16 protein-coding genes are annotated in these 18008 nt (G+C 76.8%); 3 read left to right on the top strand and 13 right to left on the bottom strand.

From position 1 onward, the window contains the following. Nucleotides 1-21 precede the first annotated feature (21 nt). From BMY88_RS07245 to BMY88_RS07205, 9 genes are all read right to left on the bottom strand, one after another. On the bottom strand, nt 22-3471 hold the full coding sequence (locus tag BMY88_RS07245; RefSeq protein WP_091941589.1) for an ATP-dependent helicase: 3450 nt from the start codon (nt 3469-3471) through the stop codon (nt 22-24). Continuing rightward, nucleotides 3468-6653: an ATP-dependent helicase gene (locus BMY88_RS07240; RefSeq protein WP_091941587.1), complete on the bottom strand. Its 3186-nt coding sequence runs from the start codon at nt 6651-6653 to the stop codon at nt 3468-3470. The genes BMY88_RS07245 and BMY88_RS07240 overlap by 4 nt, the downstream gene beginning before the upstream one ends. 54 nt (nt 6654-6707) lie before the next feature. Then, the gene (locus tag BMY88_RS07235; RefSeq protein WP_091941585.1) at nt 6708-7181 is read right to left on the bottom strand and encodes an anthrone oxygenase family protein; all 474 of its coding nucleotides are present in this window, start codon (nt 7179-7181) and stop codon (nt 6708-6710) included. A gap of 49 nt (nt 7182-7230) precedes the next feature. Beyond that, on the bottom strand, nt 7231-7977 hold the full coding sequence (locus BMY88_RS07230; RefSeq protein WP_091941583.1) for a biosynthetic peptidoglycan transglycosylase: 747 nt from the start codon (nt 7975-7977) through the stop codon (nt 7231-7233). Between the two features lie 91 nt (nt 7978-8068). Beyond that, nucleotides 8069-8380, bottom strand: coding sequence for an MGMT family protein (locus tag BMY88_RS07225; protein WP_091941581.1), 312 nt, complete (start codon nt 8378-8380; stop codon nt 8069-8071). Next, the gene (locus BMY88_RS07220) at nt 8377-8958 is read right to left on the bottom strand and encodes a TIGR03086 family metal-binding protein (RefSeq protein WP_091941579.1); all 582 of its coding nucleotides are present in this window, start codon (nt 8956-8958) and stop codon (nt 8377-8379) included. Before BMY88_RS07220 ends, BMY88_RS07225 begins: the two co-directional genes overlap by 4 nt. A gap of 102 nt (nt 8959-9060) precedes the next feature. Then, complete coding sequence (gene moeZ, locus BMY88_RS07215; protein WP_091941577.1) at nt 9061-10221, bottom strand: adenylyltransferase/sulfurtransferase MoeZ; 1161 nt, start codon at nt 10219-10221, stop codon at nt 9061-9063. A gap of 110 nt (nt 10222-10331) precedes the next feature. Further along, the gene (locus BMY88_RS07210; RefSeq protein ID WP_091941742.1) at nt 10332-11321 is read right to left on the bottom strand and encodes a DUF3152 domain-containing protein; all 990 of its coding nucleotides are present in this window, start codon (nt 11319-11321) and stop codon (nt 10332-10334) included. A gap of 208 nt (nt 11322-11529) precedes the next feature. Next, the gene (locus tag BMY88_RS07205; protein WP_091941575.1) at nt 11530-12540 is read right to left on the bottom strand and encodes an alpha/beta fold hydrolase; all 1011 of its coding nucleotides are present in this window, start codon (nt 12538-12540) and stop codon (nt 11530-11532) included. A 68-nt stretch (nt 12541-12608) separates the two neighbouring features. Between BMY88_RS07205 and BMY88_RS07200 the strand changes: the two genes are divergently transcribed. Both BMY88_RS07200 and BMY88_RS07195 read left to right on the top strand, forming a co-directional pair. Next, a complete protein-coding gene (locus tag BMY88_RS07200; protein ID WP_091941573.1) occupies nt 12609-13259 on the top strand; it encodes a TetR/AcrR family transcriptional regulator in 651 nt (216 codons plus the stop codon). A 105-nt stretch (nt 13260-13364) separates the two neighbouring features. Next, on the top strand, nt 13365-13607 hold the full coding sequence (locus BMY88_RS07195) for a DUF3107 domain-containing protein (RefSeq protein WP_091941571.1): 243 nt from the start codon (nt 13365-13367) through the stop codon (nt 13605-13607). A gap of 12 nt (nt 13608-13619) precedes the next feature. Here BMY88_RS07195 and BMY88_RS23755 read toward each other — a convergent pair whose 3' ends face one another. The 4 genes from BMY88_RS23755 to BMY88_RS07180 all read right to left on the bottom strand — a co-directional run bounded on the left by BMY88_RS23755 (nt 13620) and on the right by BMY88_RS07180 (nt 16448). Beyond that, complete coding sequence (locus BMY88_RS23755) at nt 13620-14441, bottom strand: alpha/beta fold hydrolase (protein ID WP_170860989.1); 822 nt, start codon at nt 14439-14441, stop codon at nt 13620-13622. Then, nucleotides 14438-15271, bottom strand: a complete 834-nt coding sequence (locus BMY88_RS23305) for a glycerophosphodiester phosphodiesterase (RefSeq protein ID WP_139220419.1) — start codon at nt 15269-15271, stop codon at nt 14438-14440. The genes BMY88_RS23755 and BMY88_RS23305 overlap by 4 nt, the downstream gene beginning before the upstream one ends. Continuing rightward, complete coding sequence (locus tag BMY88_RS07185; RefSeq protein ID WP_170860988.1) at nt 15268-15918, bottom strand: ferritin-like fold-containing protein; 651 nt, start codon at nt 15916-15918, stop codon at nt 15268-15270. Before BMY88_RS07185 ends, BMY88_RS23305 begins: the two co-directional genes overlap by 4 nt. 302 nt (nt 15919-16220) lie before the next feature. Beyond that, nucleotides 16221-16448, bottom strand: coding sequence for a hypothetical protein (locus BMY88_RS07180; protein ID WP_091941567.1), 228 nt, complete (start codon nt 16446-16448; stop codon nt 16221-16223). On the opposite strand from BMY88_RS07180, the gene BMY88_RS07175 reads away from it, so the two are divergent. Continuing rightward, a complete protein-coding gene (locus BMY88_RS07175) occupies nt 16441-18000 on the top strand; it encodes a DEAD/DEAH box helicase (RefSeq protein WP_244524508.1) in 1560 nt (519 codons plus the stop codon). The two genes, BMY88_RS07180 and BMY88_RS07175, sit on opposite strands and share 8 nt — an antisense overlap. Nucleotides 18001-18008 lie beyond the last annotated feature (8 nt).

Genomic DNA, 18008 nt, shown 5'->3' with positions numbered 1-18008 from the left:
CGGCGGCCCCGCGGCAAGTGGTCAGCCGGCCGTGCCGCTCACCACCGCCAGGAGCCCGGCCTCGTCGAGCAGGTCGACCGGGCGGACGGTCAGGTTGGCGGCGACGTGGTGGAAGCCGGCGCTGACCCGCTCCACGGGCACGCCGGTCAGCCGCGCCCAGCCCAGCCGGTAGGCGGCCAGCTGCACGCCGGCGGCGGCGAGCTCGGCACCCGCCGGCGGCGGACCGGTCTTCCAGTCGATGACCTCGAAGCGCCCGTCGTCGTCGGCGAAGACGGCGTCGATCCGGCCGCGCAGCGTCAGCGGCCCGAGCGGCGTCTCGAAGGGCACCTCGACCTCCACGGGCTGCCGGTCGGCCCACTCGCCGGCCATGAAGGCCTCCTGCAGGTCGGCGAGCGAGCTGTCGGGCACCGCCAGCTCGTCGCCCGAGCCCGGCAGCTCGTCGAGGTCGAGCAGGCGGGAGGCGCCGAACCGCTCCTCCAGCCAGGCGTGGAACGCGGTGCCGCGGCGGGCCTGGGGGGCCGGCGCGGCGGGCATGGGACGGCGCAGGCGGCGGGCCAGCTCGGCCGGATCGCGGCGCAGCGTGACCAGCGCCGAGACCGACAGGTGCGAGGGCAGCGGCACCTCGACCTGGGGGCGGTCGGTGCGGGCGCGCTCGCGCAGGAGCAGGTCGGCGTCCCGGATCCAGGAGTCGACGACGTCGTCGTCCGCGCCGAGCCGCGCCGCGCCCGACTCCCCCGTGTCCAGCGGGTGCGCCGCCGACCCCGTGACCAGCTCGGCGGCCGCGGTGAGCGCGCGCCGGCGGGGCTCCGAGAGCGGATCTGCCGGCCAGACGCCGACCGGCCACTCCTCCAGCGCGGGGTTGGTCGCCCCCTCGGCCGGCGGCTCCGCCCAGTGCACGACGACGCCGGCCCCGGCGGCGCAGGCCCGGCGGGCGGTGTCCAGGAGGACCGAGGGCCCGCACGGCTTCACGCCGTCGCGCCACCAGCTGCCCGAGCACAGCAGCAGGTGCCGGGCGCGGGTGACCGCGACGTAGCCGATGCGGATCTCCTCGGCGAGCCCGAACTCCTTCCACTCCGCCACGTAGTCCTCGAGGGCGGCCCGCACCACCGCCTGGTCCCCCGAGCCCGGCACGGGCAGCCGCAGCTGTGGCAGCTCCTCGCGGTCGGTGAGGCGGAGCTCCGCGGGCATGGCGCCCGGGTCCTTGATCCAGGAGTCGCTGCTGTCGGTCTTCGCGGGGAACTGGCCGTCGGTCATCCCGGGGACGGCGACGACGTCCCACTCCAGCCCCTTCGCCGAGTGCCCGGTGAGCAGCTGGACCGCCTCCGGGTTGACCGCGACCTCCCCCGGCTCCAGGCCCCGCTCCCGCTCCTCGGCGTCGCGCAGGTAGCCCAGGAACGCCGGCAGCGAGGGCAGCTCGGCGAGCTCGGTGAACTCCGCGGCGACGGAGTGCAGCGCGTCCAGGTGCGCCCGCGCCCCGGCCGGGCTCACCCCCGGCGCGGACGCCAGTTCGGTCTCCAGGCCGAGGGTGCGGGCGACCTCGTCGACGAGGTCGGGCAGGGCGTCGCCCAGCCGGCCACGGAGCCGGTCGAGCTCGGCGCCGAGCCGGCGCAGCCGCCGCCAGGCCGCGGCGGAGTAGCTCGACGCGTCGCCGAGGTCGTCGAGGGCCTCCACGATGCTGCCGCGCTCGGTGGACGGTTCGGGCCGGGCGCCGTCGGCCGCGCCGTCGCCGTCGGGAGCTGCGGGGCGGCGGGCGTGCACCAGCGCCCGGGCGCGGGCCTCGAGCGCGGCGAGGTCGCGGGGCCCGATCCGCCAGCGGGCGCCGGTCAGCAGCCGGCCCAGGGCGTCGCCGGCGGTCGGGTCGACGAGCACGGTGAGCGTGGCGACGACGTCGGACACCTCGGGCACCTCGAGCAGCCCGCCCAGCCCGACCACCTCGACGGGCAGGTCGCGCTCGCGCAGCGCGGCGGCGATCGCGGCCAGCTGCTTGCGGGTCCGCACGAGGACGGCGACGGTCGGCCGGCGACGCACCTCGTCGTCCTCCGGACGAGCCCGCGGCCCGGTGCCGTCCCCCGGTTGCGCGGAGCCGCTGCGTCGTTCCTGCGCGGAGCCCTCCGGGCCCCACTCGGAACGACCTGCCTGCCAGTCCCTGCTGTGCCAGCAGGCGGCCAGCCGCTCGGCCAGGGCCGCGTTCTCGTCGGCGACGGTCTCGTACAGCCCGACGGTGACCGCGCCCCGGCCGGCCGTGGGCGCCGGCGCGAGATCCGGCAGCTCCTGGGGCGGGGGCGGCAGCAGCGCGGAGACGGCGTTGGCGATGGCCAGCACCGACTCGTCGTTGCGCCAGCTGGTGGCCAGGGTGAGCCGCTGGGCGGGCCTGCCGCGGGCGCCGGGGAACGTGCGGTCGAAGCGCTCGATGGTGCCGGCCGAGGCGCCGCGCCAGCCGTAGATCGACTGCCGCGGGTCGCCCACCGCGAGCACCGGGTGCCCGGTGGTGCGGCCGAACAGCGCCTCGAGCATCCGCAGCTGGCCGACGCTGGTGTCCTGGTACTCGTCGAGCAGCACCACCTGCCAGCGGGCGCGCTCCCGGCGGCCGACCTCGGGCGCGGAGACGGCGATGCGGGCGGCGTGGCTGACCTGGTCGGCGTAGTCGATGGCTCCGGCCGCGCGCTTGCGGGCCTCGAACGCCTCGACCAGCGGCAGCAGCGCGACCCGCGCCCGCTGCCGGGTGAGCATCTCCAGCACCGGCGCGTAGGGCCCCTTCTTCCGCGGGGCGTCGGGGTAGCCGGCGACCTGGTGCTCGAGCTTCGCCGTCCACGCGCGCAGCGCCGCCGGGGAGACGTCGTGCTCGCCGAGCTCACCGGCCAGGGCCAGCACGTCCTCGACGGTGGAGACCAGGCCGAGCGGGACGTCGTCCATGTCGCCGGTGTAGCCGGTCACTACGGTGGCGGCCTGGCCCCAGCACATCGCGGGCCCGAGCACGCCGGCGCCGGGCTCGACCCCGATCCGCAGGCCGTGCTCGGCGACCAGCGCGGCCGCGTAGCCGTGGTAGGTGGAGACGGTCGGCATGGCGATCGCCAGCCGCTCGCGCAGCTCCGGCTCGGTCTCGGGGTGCCGGGCCAGCGCGCCCAGCCGCAGCCGGATCCGCTCGTTGAGCTCGCTGGCGGCCTTGCGGGTGAAGGTCAGGCCGAGGATCGCCTCGGGCTCCACCACCCGGTTGGCGATCAGCCACGCCACCCGAGCGGCCATCGTCTCGGTCTTGCCCGAGCCGGCGCCGGCGACGACGACCAGCGGCCGGTCGGCGGGGGCGGCGACCACCCGGGCCTGCTCCTCCGACGGCGCGTAGGACAGCCCGCAGCGGGCGGCGACCTCGGCCGGGGTGAGCACCCGCCGCGGGGCCGGCGCGGGCTCGGGCGCGACGCCGAACAGGTCGTCGAAGGAGAGCTGTTCCTCGGCGGCCGGCCGGCGGGGGCTCATGCCGTCACCTGCCGGCCGCGCTCCTGCAGCGGGCAGGTGCGCCGGGCCGGGCACCGCGAGCAGTGGCTGCCGGTGCGCACCTCGAAGGTCGCCGCCCCCATGCCCTCGCCCACCTGCGCGAGCAGCTCACCCGCCCAGGTCTGCTCCACCGGGACGTCGGCCGGCAGCGGCTGCTGGTGCTGCTCCTTGGCCTTGGCACCGGTGCCGACCTGCAGCAGGGCGGCTCCCCCGGGCTCCGTGCCGTGCTCGCCGAAGGCCCCGGCGGCGATCGCCACCTGGTAGGCGGCCAGCTGGCCGTGGGTGTCGATCTCCCGGGGCGCGCTCTTGCCGGTCTTGAGGTCGACGACGACCAGCCGCCCCTGCGCGTCGCGCTCGAGGCGGTCGACCTGCCCGCGGATGCGGGCCCGGCCCAGCACCACGTCGAAGTCGGCCTCGGCGGCGACGAGCTCGCGGCCGTTGGCGGCGTGCCAGCGGAGGAACCGGTCCAGCATCTCGTGGGCGGCCACCCGCTGCCGCTGGTCCGACCACCCCGGGCCGAGGTCGAGCAGGTCGAGCTCGGCGGCCAGCACCGGCTTCGCCTCCGCCGGCGGCAGCCCGTCGGCCACCCGCTGGGCCACGGCGTGCACCGCCGAGCCGACCGTGCGGGTGGCGTCCGGCGAGGCCTCGGCGCCGACCGCGCCGAGCACCCAGCGCAGCGGGCACCGCTGGTAGGTCTCGATGGCCGAGGGGCGGACCCGCACCGTCAGCTCCTCGGGAACCAGCGGGGCGTCGTCCGACAGGGGGGCCAGGCCCCACCAGTCGTGCGGGGAGGCGCCGGCGACGCCCTCGTCGGCGAGCCGGCGCAGCACGGCCGCGGCGGTCGACCGGCGGGCCGGCAGGGTCTGCGGATCGGTGACCGCCCGGCGCAGCTCGGCGACCAGCGCGGGGAGGGTGAGCGAGCGCGGCAGGGCGGTGAGCGGCCGGCCGTCCTCGGGCGGCGGCGCGACGAGGTCGAGGAAGCGGGAGGCGGTCGCGCCCGCGTCGGCGCCGTCGAGGGCGCCCTCGACCGCGGTGACGAGCAGCCGGCGCCGCGCGCGGGTGCAGGCGACGTAGAACAGCCGCCGCTCCTCGGCGAGGGCGAGGGTCCGCCGGTCGACCGAGGCGCCGTCGATGCCCGCGGCGCGCTCCACCAGGACCTCGGTGCCCAGCAGCGAGCCGCGGTCGGCCAGGTTCGGCCAGAGGCCCTCCTGGACGCCGGCCACGCAGACGACCTCCCACTCCAGCCCCTTGCTGGCGTGCGCGGTGAGCACCCGCACCGCGTCGGGTGTCGACGCCCGCGCGGCGCCGGTGTCGCCGGGCAGCTCCTGGGCGGCGAGGTGCTCCAGGAAGGCCCGCACGTCGGCCGAGGGCAGCCGGTCGACGAACCCCGCGGCGGCGTCGAACAGCGCGACGACGGCGTCCAGGTCACGGTCGGCCCCCGCACCCGCGGCCCCGCCGGCGGCGCTGGCCCGGGCCCACTTGCCGGCCAGACCGCTGCGCTGCCACATCGCCCACAGCACGTCCTCGGCGGTGCCGCCGATGGCCAGCGCCGCCCGGCCCGCGGCCAGCACCCCGGCCACCCGGGCGGCGGGGCGGGCTATGTGCTCGGGCAGCTCGGCCAGGAGGAACTCGTCGGTGAGGGCGGTGGCCAGGGGGGCGCCCCGCTCGGCGGCGTCGATGCCGCGCCGGGCCAGCGCGATGCGCACCCCGCGCCGCAGCCGGCGCAGGTCCAGCACGGTGGCGCCACCCAGGGGCGAGGCGAGCAGGGCCTCGGCGGCGGGCTCGTCGAGGGGCAGCTCGCCCGCGGGGACCCCGGGGCGCGGCAGCAGCACCGTCAAAGCCCCGAGGAACGGGGCCACCGCCGGCTGGGCGTGCAGGGGCAGGTCGTCGGCGGAGACCGCGACGGGCACGCCGGCCGAGCTCAGCGCGCGGCGCAGCGGGCCCAGGGCGAGCGCCGTCCGCACCACGACCGCCATCTCCGACCACGGGACGCCGTCGAGCAGGTGCGCGCGGCGCAGCGCGTCGGCCACGTACGCGGCCTCGACCGCCGTGGAGCCGAAGACGTGCACCTCCGCCGCCCCCGGCGCGGTCCCCTCCCCCGCCTGCAGGCGACGGTGCTCCCACGGCCCCGGCAGCCCCTCGGCGACCCGCCGGCTGACGGCCAGCAGCTCCGCGCCCGAGCGCCGGCAGATGCCCAGCGAGAGGCGGGCGGCGGGACGGCCGTCGGCGTGCCGGAACCGCTCGGGGAACTCCACGATCCCCCGGGGCTCGGCGCCGCGGAACGCGTAGATGGCCTGGTCGGGGTCGCCGACGGCGACCAGGTCGCTCCCGCCGCCGGCCAGCAGCTCGAGCAGCTCGACCTGGGCCGGGTCGGTGTCCTGGTACTCGTCGACGAACAGCCAGCGGGCGCGCTCGCGCTCCTGGCGCAGCAGCTCCGGATCGGTCGCGAGCTCGGCGATCGCGGCCCGGACCAGCTCGGCCGGGTCGTAGCCGGAGGCGTCGCCGCGGCCGGCCGTGGAGAACGCGGTGACCGCCTCGTACTGCTCCTGGAAGGCCGCGGCGTGCACCCACGCGTCGTTGCCCACCTCGCGGCCCCAGGCGGCCAGCACGTCCGCGCCGATGCCGCGCTCGGTGGCCCGCAGCAGCAGCTCCCGCAGCTCGGTGCGGAACCCGGCCGTGGCCAGCGCCGGGGTCAGCGACTCGGGCCAGCGGACGGCGCCCTCCTCGGCCAGGTCGCCCCGCAGCAGCTCGGCCACGACCGCGTCCTGCTCGGCCGCGGTGAGCAGCCGTGGCGGGGCCTCCCCGCGCAGCAGCGCCGCCCGGCGCAGCACGCCGTAGGCGTAGGAGTGGAAGGTGCGGGCCAGCGGCTCACGGATGGTGCGGCCCACCCGCGCGGTGATCCGGGTGCGGAGCTCGGCGGCCGCCTTGCGGCTGAACGTGAGGACGAGGATCTGCTCGGGGTCGACGCCGCGGTCGATCCGGGCGGCCACGGCCTCCACGATCGTCGTCGTCTTCCCGGTGCCGGGGCCGGCCAGCACCAGCAGCGGCCCGCCCGGGTGGTCGACGACCGCCTGCTGCGTCGGGTCCAGCTGCGGCCGGACCGCGGGCGCCGGCTCCTGCTGCACGAGCCGGTAGACCGGCTCGACGTCCCCGCGTGCTGCCACGACCCGATGGAAGCACGCCCCACCGACACATCCGGGACGCGAGCGACGGGCGGGTCAGACGGCCAGCGACGCCGCGAGCGCCGCCGCCGCGACCGCCCCGGCGCCGGCGCGCACGGTGTTCCACCGCGTCCACCGCCGGAGGTAGTCGGCCCACACCGCGCCCTCCGCCGCGCCGCCCGGCTCGGTCCCCGCCAGCCGGTCGTTGAGCGGCACGTTGGCGGCGACGGTCACCCCGACGACGCCGACGAGGTACGCCGCGGCCCCGGCCAGCACCAGCGCCGACGCCCGGTCGACCGGCCCGTCCGCGAGCTCTCCGACCGCGGCCGCGACGACCAGCAGCGCCGTCCCGAACAGCGCGGTCATGAGCGGTGGCCGCACCGCGGTGACGTTCACCGCCCGCATCGCCGCCGCGCCGTCCGCGGGCGGCAGCCCGCCCAGCGCGCGCATGACGAAGCCCGAGAAGCCGAAGAAGACCCCGGCCACCAGGCCGCTGCCCACGGCGGCCGCGACGACCAGACCGGCGCTCATGGGGCCAGCCAAGCGGCCGGCACCGGAACGGTCCAGTGCAGGCGGCGCCTCAGCCCGTGACCAGCCCCCACGGTGCAGCGCCCACCTCGTCGGCCTCCGCACGGGTCAGCTCCCCGACGTGGACCAGCCGGTCGAGCACGTGGGCCTGCCGCGCGGCCGCCCGATCGGGGTGCACCAGCGGGTCGTAGGCGCTGGGGGCCTGGAGCAGCCCGGCCAGCAGGCTCGCCTGCGGCCACGACAGCTCGTCGGGCGGCACCCCGAAGTAGCCCTCGCTCGCGGCAGTGACGCCCCAGAACCCGTGCCCGAAGTAGGCCGTGTCCAGATACATCCGCAGCAGCTCCTCCTTGCTCCAGTGCGCGTCGAGCTTCACGGCGAGGACGACGGACCTCAGCCGGGCCGGCGCGTCGTCGGCGCCGTCCTCGTACAGGTTCTTGGCCAGCTGCTGGTCCAGGGTCGAGCCGCCGAGGTCCTCGCCGGTCAGCACGCCCCACGGGGCGCGCAGCGCGCCCCGCCAGTCGACGCCGGGGTGGTCGGCGAACCGGCTGTCCTCGGTGGCGAGGACCGCCCGGGCGATCCGCTCGGGGAGCTCGCCCTCCAGGGCCGGAGCGCCGTGCGCGGCCAGCAGCGCGTCCACCCGCTCGCGGGCGTCGCCGACGCCGGGGGTCGCCAGCCACGCCGCGGCCGCGCAGACCAGCGCGAGGAGCGCGGCGGCCACCCCCGCGGCGGCGGTCCGGCGGAGCAGGCGGGCGCCCCGGGAGCGGGAGGTGGCGGGCGGCCGGACGAGCGTCGGATCCATGCCCGCAGTCCATCGCCGTCGGCCGCCTCGGCGCGTCGGCCTGCGGGCCGATCATGGCCGGGTGCGGATCAGACCCGGGGACGACGGCGCGTCAGTCCGGCCAGCCGACCGCGCGCAGGTCGACCCGGCCGTTGCGCACCGGCACGCCCTCGCCGGCCAGCAGCTCGAGCTGCCGGGCGCGCACGGGCTCGGCCGCCGTCCCGTCGGCCCGGACCACCCGGTACCAGGGCACCGCGCCCCCGCCCCGGGACAGGGCCCGGGCGACCCGGCGCGGCCCGACGCCCACCAGCCGCCCGATCGCGCCGTAGGTGCTCACCCGGCCGGGCGGGACGGCGTCCACCGCGTCGTAGACCGCCTCGTCGACGTCGCCCGGGTCGGTGCGGCCTGCAGAGGGGTCGCTCACCAGGCCCGGCGGCCGTAGCGGGCCAGCACCCGCACCTGCTCGGACGCTCCCGCCGGCACCTCCAGCGGCGGGTCGAAGAAGCCGGGCAGGCCGCCGTCGGGCAGCCGGTCGGCCAGCGCCTCCGCGGCCGGCAGCAGCGCGGGGTCGATCCGCTCGTCGCCGCCCGTGGCGCGGGCCAGGTCCCAGCCGTGCACGACGAGGTCCGCGGTCAGCTCCTGGAGGTAGTCGCGGACCGGCGTCGGCCCACGGGACAGGTGCACCGTGCCGGCCAGGTCGCCGGTTGCCAGCGCCGCGAGGGCCGCATCGGCGGCGGCCTCCCAGGCCGTCAGCGGGTCGTCACCGAGCAAGGCCCCGGTCTCGTGCGAGAAGCGCGGCTCGACCTGGTCGGCGGGGTCCCCGGCGAGCAGGTCCGGGATCCAGCGGGCCTCGTCCACGAGGTGGGCGACCAGGTCCGCGACCGTCCAGCCGGGCAGGGACTCGTCGCCCCACCGCCCGGCCTCGACGGCGTCGACCCGGTCGGTGAAGGCGTTCTGCGCGCGCTGGAACAGCTCGAGGAGGGCGGCGTCGTCGGAGGGCACGCCCCCAGTGAACCGCGCGGCCGGGACGCCGTCATGCGCATGGTGGCGGCCATCCGCCAGGGATGACCGCCACCGTGCGTATCGGGACGGGACTCGCCGCGGTCAGTAGGTGGGCAGCGCCTTGTCGATGCGCGTGGCCCACGCCGTCACGCCGCCCTGGACGTGGACGGCGTCCTTGAAGCCGGCGTTCTTGATCGCGGCCAGCACCTCGGCCGAGCGGACGCCGGTCTTGCAGTGCAGGACGATCGGCCTGTCCTGCGGCAGCTGCGACAGCGCCCGGCCCGACAGCAGCTCGTCCTTGGGGATGAGCGTGGCGCCGGGGATCGACACGATCTCGTACTCGTTGGGCTCCCGGACGTCGATCAGCTCGAAGTCCTTGCCGGCGTCCATCATGTCCTTGAGCTCGTCGACGGTGATCGTCGCGCCCGCCGCGGCCTCCTGGGCCTCGGTGGAGACGACGCCGCAGAAGGTCTCGTAGTCGATGAGGCCGGTGATCGGCTCACCCTCGGGGTCCTTGCGCACCTTGATCGTGCGGAAGGTCATCTCCAGGGCGTCGTAGACCATCAGCCGGCCGAGCAGCGTCTCGCCGATGCCGGTGATCAGCTTGACCGCCTCGGTGGCCTGGATCGCGCCGACGGTCGCGCAGAGGACGCCGAGCACGCCGCCCTCGGCGCAGCTGGGGACCATGCCGGGCGGCGGGGGCACCGGGTACAGGTCGCGGTAGTTGGGCCCGTGGTCGTTCCAGAAGACCGAGACCTGGCCGTCGAACCGGTAGATCGAGCCCCACACGTAGGGCTTGCCGAGCAGCACGCACGCGTCGTTGACCAGGTAGCGCGTGGCGAAGTTGTCGGTGCCGTCCACGATCAGGTCGTAGTCGGCGAAGATGTCGAGGACGTTCTCGCTGTCCAGCCGCGTCTCGTGCAGCCGGACGTCGACGAACGGGTTGATCTCCTTGATGGAGTCCCGCGCGCTCTGGGCCTTGGACCGGCCGACGTCGGACGCGCCGTGGATGATCTGCCGCTGCAGGTTGGACTCGTCGACGGTGTCGAACTCGACGATGCCGAGCGTGCCGACGCCCGCTGCGGCCAGGTACATGAGCACCGGCGACCCCAGCCCGCCGGCGCCCACGGCGAGCACCTTGGCGTTCTTGAGTCGCTTCTGCCCGTCCATCCCGACGTCGGGGATGATCAGGTGGCGGCTGTAGCGGCGGACCTCGTCGATCGACAGGTCCGCGGCCGGCTCCACCAGCGGTGGCAGGGACACGCTTTGCTCCTCGGGTCGCGGTCAGCGGCCCCACCCGGGACCGGCGAACGTTGGCACAACAGCGTGGCAGGCGCCCTTCTTCCCGCTCCCCGCAGCCCGTCCGCCGGCGGTCAGGGGAACGGCCAGGGGTTGCGGGCGCACCCCTCCAGGCCGAGCGTCTGCTGCTGCATCACCGGGGCGAGCCGGCCGGGCCCGGGGCACTCCTGGTGTCCGTTGCCCAGGGCGTGGCCGACCTCGTGGTTGACGACGTAGAGGCGGTACGTGGCCACGTCGCCCTCGTAGTCCGGGACGGCGGTCTCCCAGCGGGCCAGGTTGATCACCGCCCGCTCGCCGTACCGGCAGGAGGTGTACCCGCCCGTGCCGACCCCGGGGCAGTACGTCTCCATGCTGCCCGGGCTGATCAGGGAGACCTTGAAGTCGAACTCCCCCGCGGCGGCCTCCTCGACGCCGACGCGCTGGAACGACATCCGCCCGCCGGCGCCCCACCCGCGCGGATCGGCGAGGGTGGCCTCGACGGCTGCCGCGAACGCCGCGCCGTCGACGCCGATGCCGTCCTCGATCTCGACCGCGAACCGGTGCAGCGGGCCGGAGCCGTACACCGCGGAGGAGCCGGGGACGACCGTGACGGTGCCCGCGCCCTGCTCGACGTAGCCGGGGCCGGGTGCCGGCGGCGACTCCGCCGGGGCCTCGGCGGGCGGCGCCTCGCCCTCGGCCGGGTCCGCGTCGGCGGGGACGCCCTCGCCGACGGCGGCCTCGCCGGCCGAGACCGGCGCCGTGACCGCGGGTCCGGAGGTGGCCGCCTCGGACGGGGTGTCCTGGCGGGCGAGGTCGACGAGGGTCAGCAGCGTGGCGATGGTCAGCAGCGGGATGGCGTAGGCCCGCCAGCCGTGGCGGAGGACGAAGCGGCGCAGCCGCCCCGGCGGCGGGCTGCTGCGGCGGCGCGGTTCGAACGGCGAGGGCCGCGACGGCCCCGCGGCGACCGGGCGCGCCGCGGTGCCGGCGGGGCGGTCGACGAGCAGCCGGCCGTCGGCCGGCGGCCGGGAGCGGGCGGCGACGGGCCGGGCCGGCGAGGAGACGCGGGACGGCGGGGGGCGTCGCACGGCCGGCGGCGTCCGCGGCACCCGGAGGCCGGCGCCGTCGGTACCGACCCTCCGGCTCGCGGGCCGTCCGCCGGTCGGCGGTGCTACCACGGCACGCCCTCCCGCGGGTCGTCGGTCTGCGGGCCGGTCACGCGGCCACTCACCACACTCTCACGGTCACCGCGCGTGAGGGGAGACCGCGCGGCGCCCCGGGGCGTGTCGGCGGGTGTCATCCCGCGGCGGCGTCCTCGATCAGCCCCAGGACGGCGCGGGCGGTCTCCTCCGGGGCCTCCAGCATCGCCACGTGTCCCACCCCCGGCAGCACGAGCAACCGGGCCCCGGGTACCGCGCCGGCCAGCCGCGGGGCGAGCGCCGGGTCGACGAGGCGGTCGCGATCGCCCCAGACGATGAGCGTCGGCACCCGCAGCGCGCGCGCCATGCGCCACGCGTTGGCCGCACCCACTCGCAGGTAGGAGGTCATGAGCCCGCGCATGCTGCGGGCCAGCGCGCGGTGCGCCCACGCCTGCTCGGCGCGCTCCCGCATCTCCGTCAGTGCCTGGTCCAGGCGCTGACGCGGGATCCGCGACGGGTCGCCGAAGACCATCGACACCATGCCGCGCACCTGCTGCTCGGGGGTCACGCCCGCCAGTCGCCGCTCGGCCACCGCCGGCATCCCGGGCAGCAGGAGCAGCAGGAGTGCGGGGCTGAACGCGCGGGGCACGCGGTAGACCGGCATCGCCGGGGAGACGAGCGTGAGGGTGGCCACCAGGTCGGGACGGCGGGCGGCGACGATCAGGCTCACCAGGCCGCCGAGGGAGTTGCCGAGCAGGTGCACGGGCCGGCCGGCGGCCTCTCCCGGTTCGGCGGACACCCGCTCCAGGACGTCGACGACCACCTGCACGTGCGCCCGGATGGAGTACGAGCCGCGCGGCGGGGAGCTCCGCCCGAAGCCGGGGAGGTCGACCGCCCACCCCTCGAGGCGGACGGCGAGCAGGCCGGCGAGGTCGGTCCAGTTGGTCGAGGCGCCGCCGAGGCCGTGCACGTAGACGGCCCGCTCCCGCGGCGCGCCGTCGTCCGGCCCGTCGACGGGGCCCCGCCAGGGGGTGTACCGGACGAAGACCTCGCCGCCCCGGGCCGGGACGGCCTCGCCCGGCCACGGCGGCGAGGTGGTGTCGAGCGGGGGAAGGGCGGTGTCCGACAGCCGGGCGGTCGGCGTCGCGGGGCCGGCGGAACGGGGCACCGGGAAACGGTAGAACGCCCGGTGCCGCTCCGCGCGTCCTGGTGACCCGCCGGTAACATGCCCTCGCCATGTCACTGTCGCGCCCGTCACCCGCCCCGACCCGCCGCACCGCACGCCTCCCGCGCGGCGCCCGGCGGCTGCAGCTGCTGCAGGCGGCGCAGGAGGTCTTCGTGGCCCAGGGCTTCCACGCCGCGGCCATGGACGAGATCGCCGACCGGGCCGGCGTCAGCAAGCCGGTGCTGTACCAGCACTTCCCCGGGAAGCGGGAGCTGTACCTGGCCCTGCTGGAGCTCCAGGTGACCGAGCTCACCGACCGGGTGCGCCAGGCGATGTCGGGCACCGCGGACAACCGCGAGCGCGTCGACGGCGCGGTGGGCGCCTACTTCGACTTCATCGACGCCGAGGGCGAGGCGTTCCGGCTGGTCTTCGAGTCCGACCTGCGCAACGACGAGGACGTCCGCACGCTGGTCGACCGCGGCACCCGCGCCTGCGTCGAGGCGATCGCCGACGTGATCGGCGCCGAGACCGGGGCCGACCACGAGCGGGCGCTGCTGCTGGCGTCGGGCCTCACCGGGCTGGCGGAGACCAGCGCCCGCTGGTGGCTGGCGAGCAAAGGTTCGGTCAGCCGCGACGAGGCGGTCGCCTTCATGTCCGCGCTGGCCTGGCGCGGCATGTCCGGCTTCCCGCGCGTGGAGACCGCCGAACCGTCCTCCAGCTGAGGAGCGGCCCACCCCGTTCGCTGTCGGCGCAGCCGCGCGACCGGTCGTCCGGCGCCGCGCTGGACTAGCGTGGTCGGCAGCAGTGCAACTCGAGGAGGCATCCGCGTGGAAGTCAAGATCGGTGTCCAACACTCCCCCCGGGAGCTGGTCATCGACAGCCCCAAGACCCCCGACGAGATCGCTGCCGACGTGGCCGCGGCCATGAGCGGCGCCACCAAGGACGGCCTGCTCTCCCTGGTCGACGAGCGCGGTCGCCGCGTCGTCGTCCCGGTCGACCGGATCGCCTACGTGGAGATCGCCCCGGCCGACAAGCCGCGGGTCGGCTTCATCTCCGGCAGCGCCGGCTGACCCACGCCGTCCTCACCGGGGCGTCTCCTCACTCGAGGGGGCGCCCCGGTGGCGTTCCGCGGCCAGGTCGACGACGCGTCGCACGAGCCGCGCGAACTCCGCCGGGTGGGTGCGGTGGCCCCAGTGCGTGGCTCCCTCCACCACGAACAGCCGCGCGTCGGGGAGCTGCTCGCGCAGCCAGGGGCCGCCGATGCGGCGGTCCTCGGAGCTCGCCGTGCCGTAGCCGACCACCGTCGGGACGGTCACGTCGGTGAACCGGTACGGCGCGCTCAGCTGGGACGCCAGGTCGACCTGATAGGCCCGCCCCTCCGCCCGCCGGGCGGCACGGACGTCCTCGTCCAGGCGCGCCCAGCCCTCCTCGCCGAGGATGCCGCGGGCCATCGACTCGGCCTCCGCGGCCGGGTCCGGCGCCGCCGCCGCGGCAGCGCAGTAGTCCCTCGTCGCCTGCGGCCACCAGTCGACCCACGGCAGGGCCGGCTCCCAGACGCCCAGCGCCGGGAACGCCAGGGGGTCCAGGGTGGCCGCGAGCAGCGCCACGTTCCCGCCGAGGCTGTGGGCGACGACGGCGCAGGGGGCGGGCTGCGCGGCGACGACCCCGAGCAGGTCACGGGCGTGGTCGACCAGCGAGACGGGGGGCGCCGCCGCGAGCGACCGGCCGTAGCCCCGGCGGTCGTAGGTGACCACCCGCAGGCCGCCCAGGTGCGGGAGCAGGGGCCGGAACGTGCCGGCCCGGTCCGCTCCGCCGTGCACGAGCACGACGGTCGCGCCGCCGGGGTCCCCCTCGATCCGGACGGCGAGCCCCTCGGGCGGCGCCCCGGCTCCCCGGCCGGTCACGCCCCGGTCGCCGCCAGCTCGCGGCGCAGCTCCACCGCCCGCAGCGGGAAGTTCGTCGTCACCATCCAGGCGCGCTCGTCGCGCAGCCACGCCCGCAGCTGGTCGGGGTCGTCCACGGTCCACACCAGCAGCGGCAGGCCGTAACGCCGGGCCCAGCGGGCGCCCCAGAGCCGGGCCTGGGTCCGCTTGCAGACGGCGAGGTTGGCATCGGAGGCCCGCAGCCGCCGGCCCGGCAGCACCTCGTCCAGGCGCCCGGTGACGAGCTTGACCAGCCCGCGCACGCCGACGTCCCGGCTCAGCGAGAGGCCCACCCGGAGCTCGGGGCAGTGCTCGCGGGACCAGGCCCGCACCGCTCGCACGGCGGCGTCGGACAGCCCCGTGACGACGACGTTCTCCGCGCCCATCCGGTGGACCACGTGCCGGACCAGAAGGACGTCGGAACCGGCGGGCAGCGCGCCGCCGTGGCCGGTGTCGTAGACGAGCTTGCAGTCCAGGTGGGCCTTCTTGCGCCCCCGGAGCTCGTTCAGCGCGTCGTCGAGCAGGAGGTAGCTGCCCGCGTGCCGCGTGAACTCGCCGAACGTCAGCGAGGAGATCGGAACCCGCCGGTCCCCGGAGCGGACGTGGCGGTCGTGGTGGACGACGTACACCCCGTCCGCGCACCGCTGGACGTCGAACTCCACGTACTCGCAGGGGAACCGGGCGGCGTCGCGGAGCGCCTCGAGGGTGTTCTCGCGGGCCACGTCGCGGCCCGCGCCGCCGCGGTGCGCCGACACCAGCGACAGGTCCGCGGGCGTCGCCGGGCCGGCGGGCCCGGTGCGCCCCCGGCTCACGGGTTGAGACCCAGGGCCTTCATCCGCTCGGTGTGCGCGCTGGTGATCCGCTCGACGAGCCGGCCCAGCCCGGAGAGGTCCCCGGTGCCCTCGACGATCAGCTGGGCGAGCTCGTCGCGCTCGGCGATGACGGCCTGCGACTGGCTGATCGCCTCCCCCACGAGGCGGCGTCCCCACAGCGCGAGCCGCCCGGCGACCGTCCGGTTGGTCGCGATGGCCGCGCGCACCTCGCGCACGGCGAAGTCCGCGTGCCCGGTGTCGGCCATGACGTCGAGGATCAGGCCCCGGTCCGGCTCGGGCAGGAAGGTCGCGATCTCCCGGTAGAGGTCCGCGGCCAGGCCGTCGCCGACGTAGGCCTTGACCAGCCCCTCCAGCCACGTGCGCGGCCGGGTGCTGGTGTGGAACGCGTCCAGCGCGACGACGAACGGGGCCATCGCCTGCACCGGGTCGGCCCCCAGCTCGACCAGCCGCTCGGTGAGCTGCCCGTGGTGGGCCAGTTCCGCGGCGGCCATGCGGGCCAGAGCGGCGTGGCCGGTGAGCGTCGGGGCCAGCCGGGCGTCCTCGGCCAGGCGGTCGAACGCGGTCAGCTCGGCGTAGGCGAGCGCGCCGAGCAGGTCGACGACGGCGCGGGTCTCGACCGTGGTCACGGAGGGGCTCCTCGGGTTGGGGCAGCATCGGAGATGCCCCCGGAGGGGGTGCTCCACACGCGGCGCAGGCGAGGCTAATCGCCTCGCGCGCTAGCATGGGGGTCGGTGGGCCCTACGGTCCGCCAGATCCACGTGCGCTGACACGTCTGGACGACGCCCCGCCGAACCCGCCACGCTCCGGGTACCGGGGAGGTCTCCCGGGCAGGAGCCCCGCTCCCCGCCCGGTCCACTCGATCGCGTCGGCGCTGGAACGAGATCCGCGACCCCCGACCGCGGAGCGGACCGCAACGACGACGCCGTCGTCACCGGTGCCCGCTCCCCCAGCAGACCGAGGCGAGACCACTGACGTCCATCGAGAGCACCCCCACCACGCCCGAGACCGACCACGCCGAGACCGGCGCACCGGCCCCGGAGCAGATCGAGCAGTCCGTCGAGGAACTCGGCGGCGCGCCCGTCGCCCCCGACAGCCCGCTGTTCAGCGACTTCGACGTCCACCCCGACATCGTCGCGGCGCTGGCCGAGGTGGGCATCCACCGCACCTTCGCCATCCAGGAGCTCACCCTCCCGCTGGCGCTCGCCGGCAACGACCTGATCGGTCAGGCGCGCACCGGCACCGGCAAGACCCTCGGCTTCGGCGTGCCGATGCTGCAGCAGGTCGTCCCGCCGGCCGAGGGCGGGGACGGCGTGCCGCAGGCGCTCGTCGTCGTCCCGACCCGCGAGCTCTGCGTGCAGGTGGCCCGCGACCTGGGCGCCGCCGGCACCCGCCGGGGCATCCGCGTGCAGGCCATCTACGGCGGCCGGGCGTTCGAGCCGCAGATCGAGTCGCTGCAGAAGGGCGTCGAGATCGTCGTCGGCACCCCCGGCCGGCTGCTGGACCTGGCCCAGCGGGGCGACCTGATCCTGGGCAAGGTCAAGGTGCTCGTCCTGGACGAGGCCGACGAGATGCTGGACCTGGGCTTCCTGCCCGACATCGAGCGGATCCTCGCGATGGTCCCCGAGAAGCGGCAGACCATGCTGTTCTCGGCCACCATGCCCGGGCCGATCGTCACCCTCTCCCGGTCGTTCATGACCCAGCCGACGCACATCCGGGCGCACGGCAACGACGAGGGCAGCACGGTCCCGCAGACCACCCAGTTCATCTACCGGGCGCACAACCTCGACAAGCCCGAGCTGCTCTCCCGCGTCCTCCAGGCCCGCGACCGCGGCCTGGTGATGGTCTTCTGCCGCACCAAGCGCACCGCGCAGAAGGTCGCCGACGAGCTCGTCGACCGCGGCTTCGCCGCCGCGGCCGTGCACGGCGACCTCGGGCAGGGCGCCCGCGAGCAGGCGCTGCGCGCCTTCCGCAGCGGAAAGGTCGACGTCCTGGTCGCCACCGACGTCGCCGCCCGCGGCATCGACGTCACCGGCGTCAGCCACGTCGTGAACTACCAGTGCCCCGAGGACGAGAAGACCTACGTGCACCGGATCGGCCGCACCGGCCGGGCCGGCAGCACGGGCATCGCCGTCACCCTGGTCGACTGGGACGACATCCCGCGCTGGCAGCTGATCAACAAGGCGCTGGACCTCGGCTTCGACGACCCGCCCGAGACGTACTCCACCTCGCCGTGGGTCTACACCGACCTGGACGTGCCCGAGAACGCGAAGGGCCGGCTGCCCCGCTCCCAGCGCACCCGCGAGGGTCTCGAGGGCGAGACCCTCGAGGACCTCGGCGAGACCGGCAAGCGCAACCGGCCCACCACCGGCCGGGACGCGGGCCGGGACGCGGGCCGGGACGGCAGCCGCGGCCCGGCGCGCTCCGGCGCGCCGGCCGACGAGGCCGAGCGCCCCGCCGGCCCGCGCACGAGCCGGCCGCGCCGCCGCACCCGCGGCGCCGGCCCGGCCGCCGAGGGCGCCGCGGCGGCCACCGACGGTGCCGCCCCGTCGGGCCCGGAGGCGGCCGCGGGTGAGCCCGGCGAGGGCCCGTCCCGGCCGCGCCGTCGCCGCCGCCGTGGTGGCGCCGGCCGCAGCGGCTCGGGCGGCTCGTCCGACGGGGGTTCGGGCGACGGGGGCTCGGGCGGCGGCGGTTCCGAGTCCGCCGCCTAGTCCTCCGT

The organism is Trujillonella endophytica (genome assembly GCF_900110555.1).
Classification (GTDB): Bacteria; Actinomycetota; Actinomycetes; order Mycobacteriales; family Geodermatophilaceae; genus Trujillonella; species Trujillonella endophytica.
Note: the sequence above shows the minus strand (reverse complement) of the source record. Positions and strands in the feature narration are given on the sequence as shown.

Excerpts from the sequence above, each read along its gene's own strand:
- BMY88_RS07245 (WP_091941589.1), bottom strand. The coding sequence starts at position 3,471 with ATGAGCCCCCGCCGGCCGGCCGCCGAGGAACAGCTCTCCTTCGACGAC.
- BMY88_RS07235 (WP_091941585.1), bottom strand. The coding sequence starts at position 7,181 with ATGAGCGCCGGTCTGGTCGTCGCGGCCGCCGTGGGCAGCGGCCTGGTG.
- BMY88_RS07230 (WP_091941583.1), bottom strand. The coding sequence starts at position 7,977 with ATGGATCCGACGCTCGTCCGGCCGCCCGCCACCTCCCGCTCCCGGGGC.
- BMY88_RS07200 (WP_091941573.1), top strand. The coding sequence starts at position 12,609 with ATGTCACTGTCGCGCCCGTCACCCGCCCCGACCCGCCGCACCGCACGC.
- BMY88_RS07180 (WP_091941567.1), bottom strand. The coding sequence starts at position 16,448 with ATGCCCACCTCGGCCAGCGCCGCGACGATGTCGGGGTGGACGTCGAAG.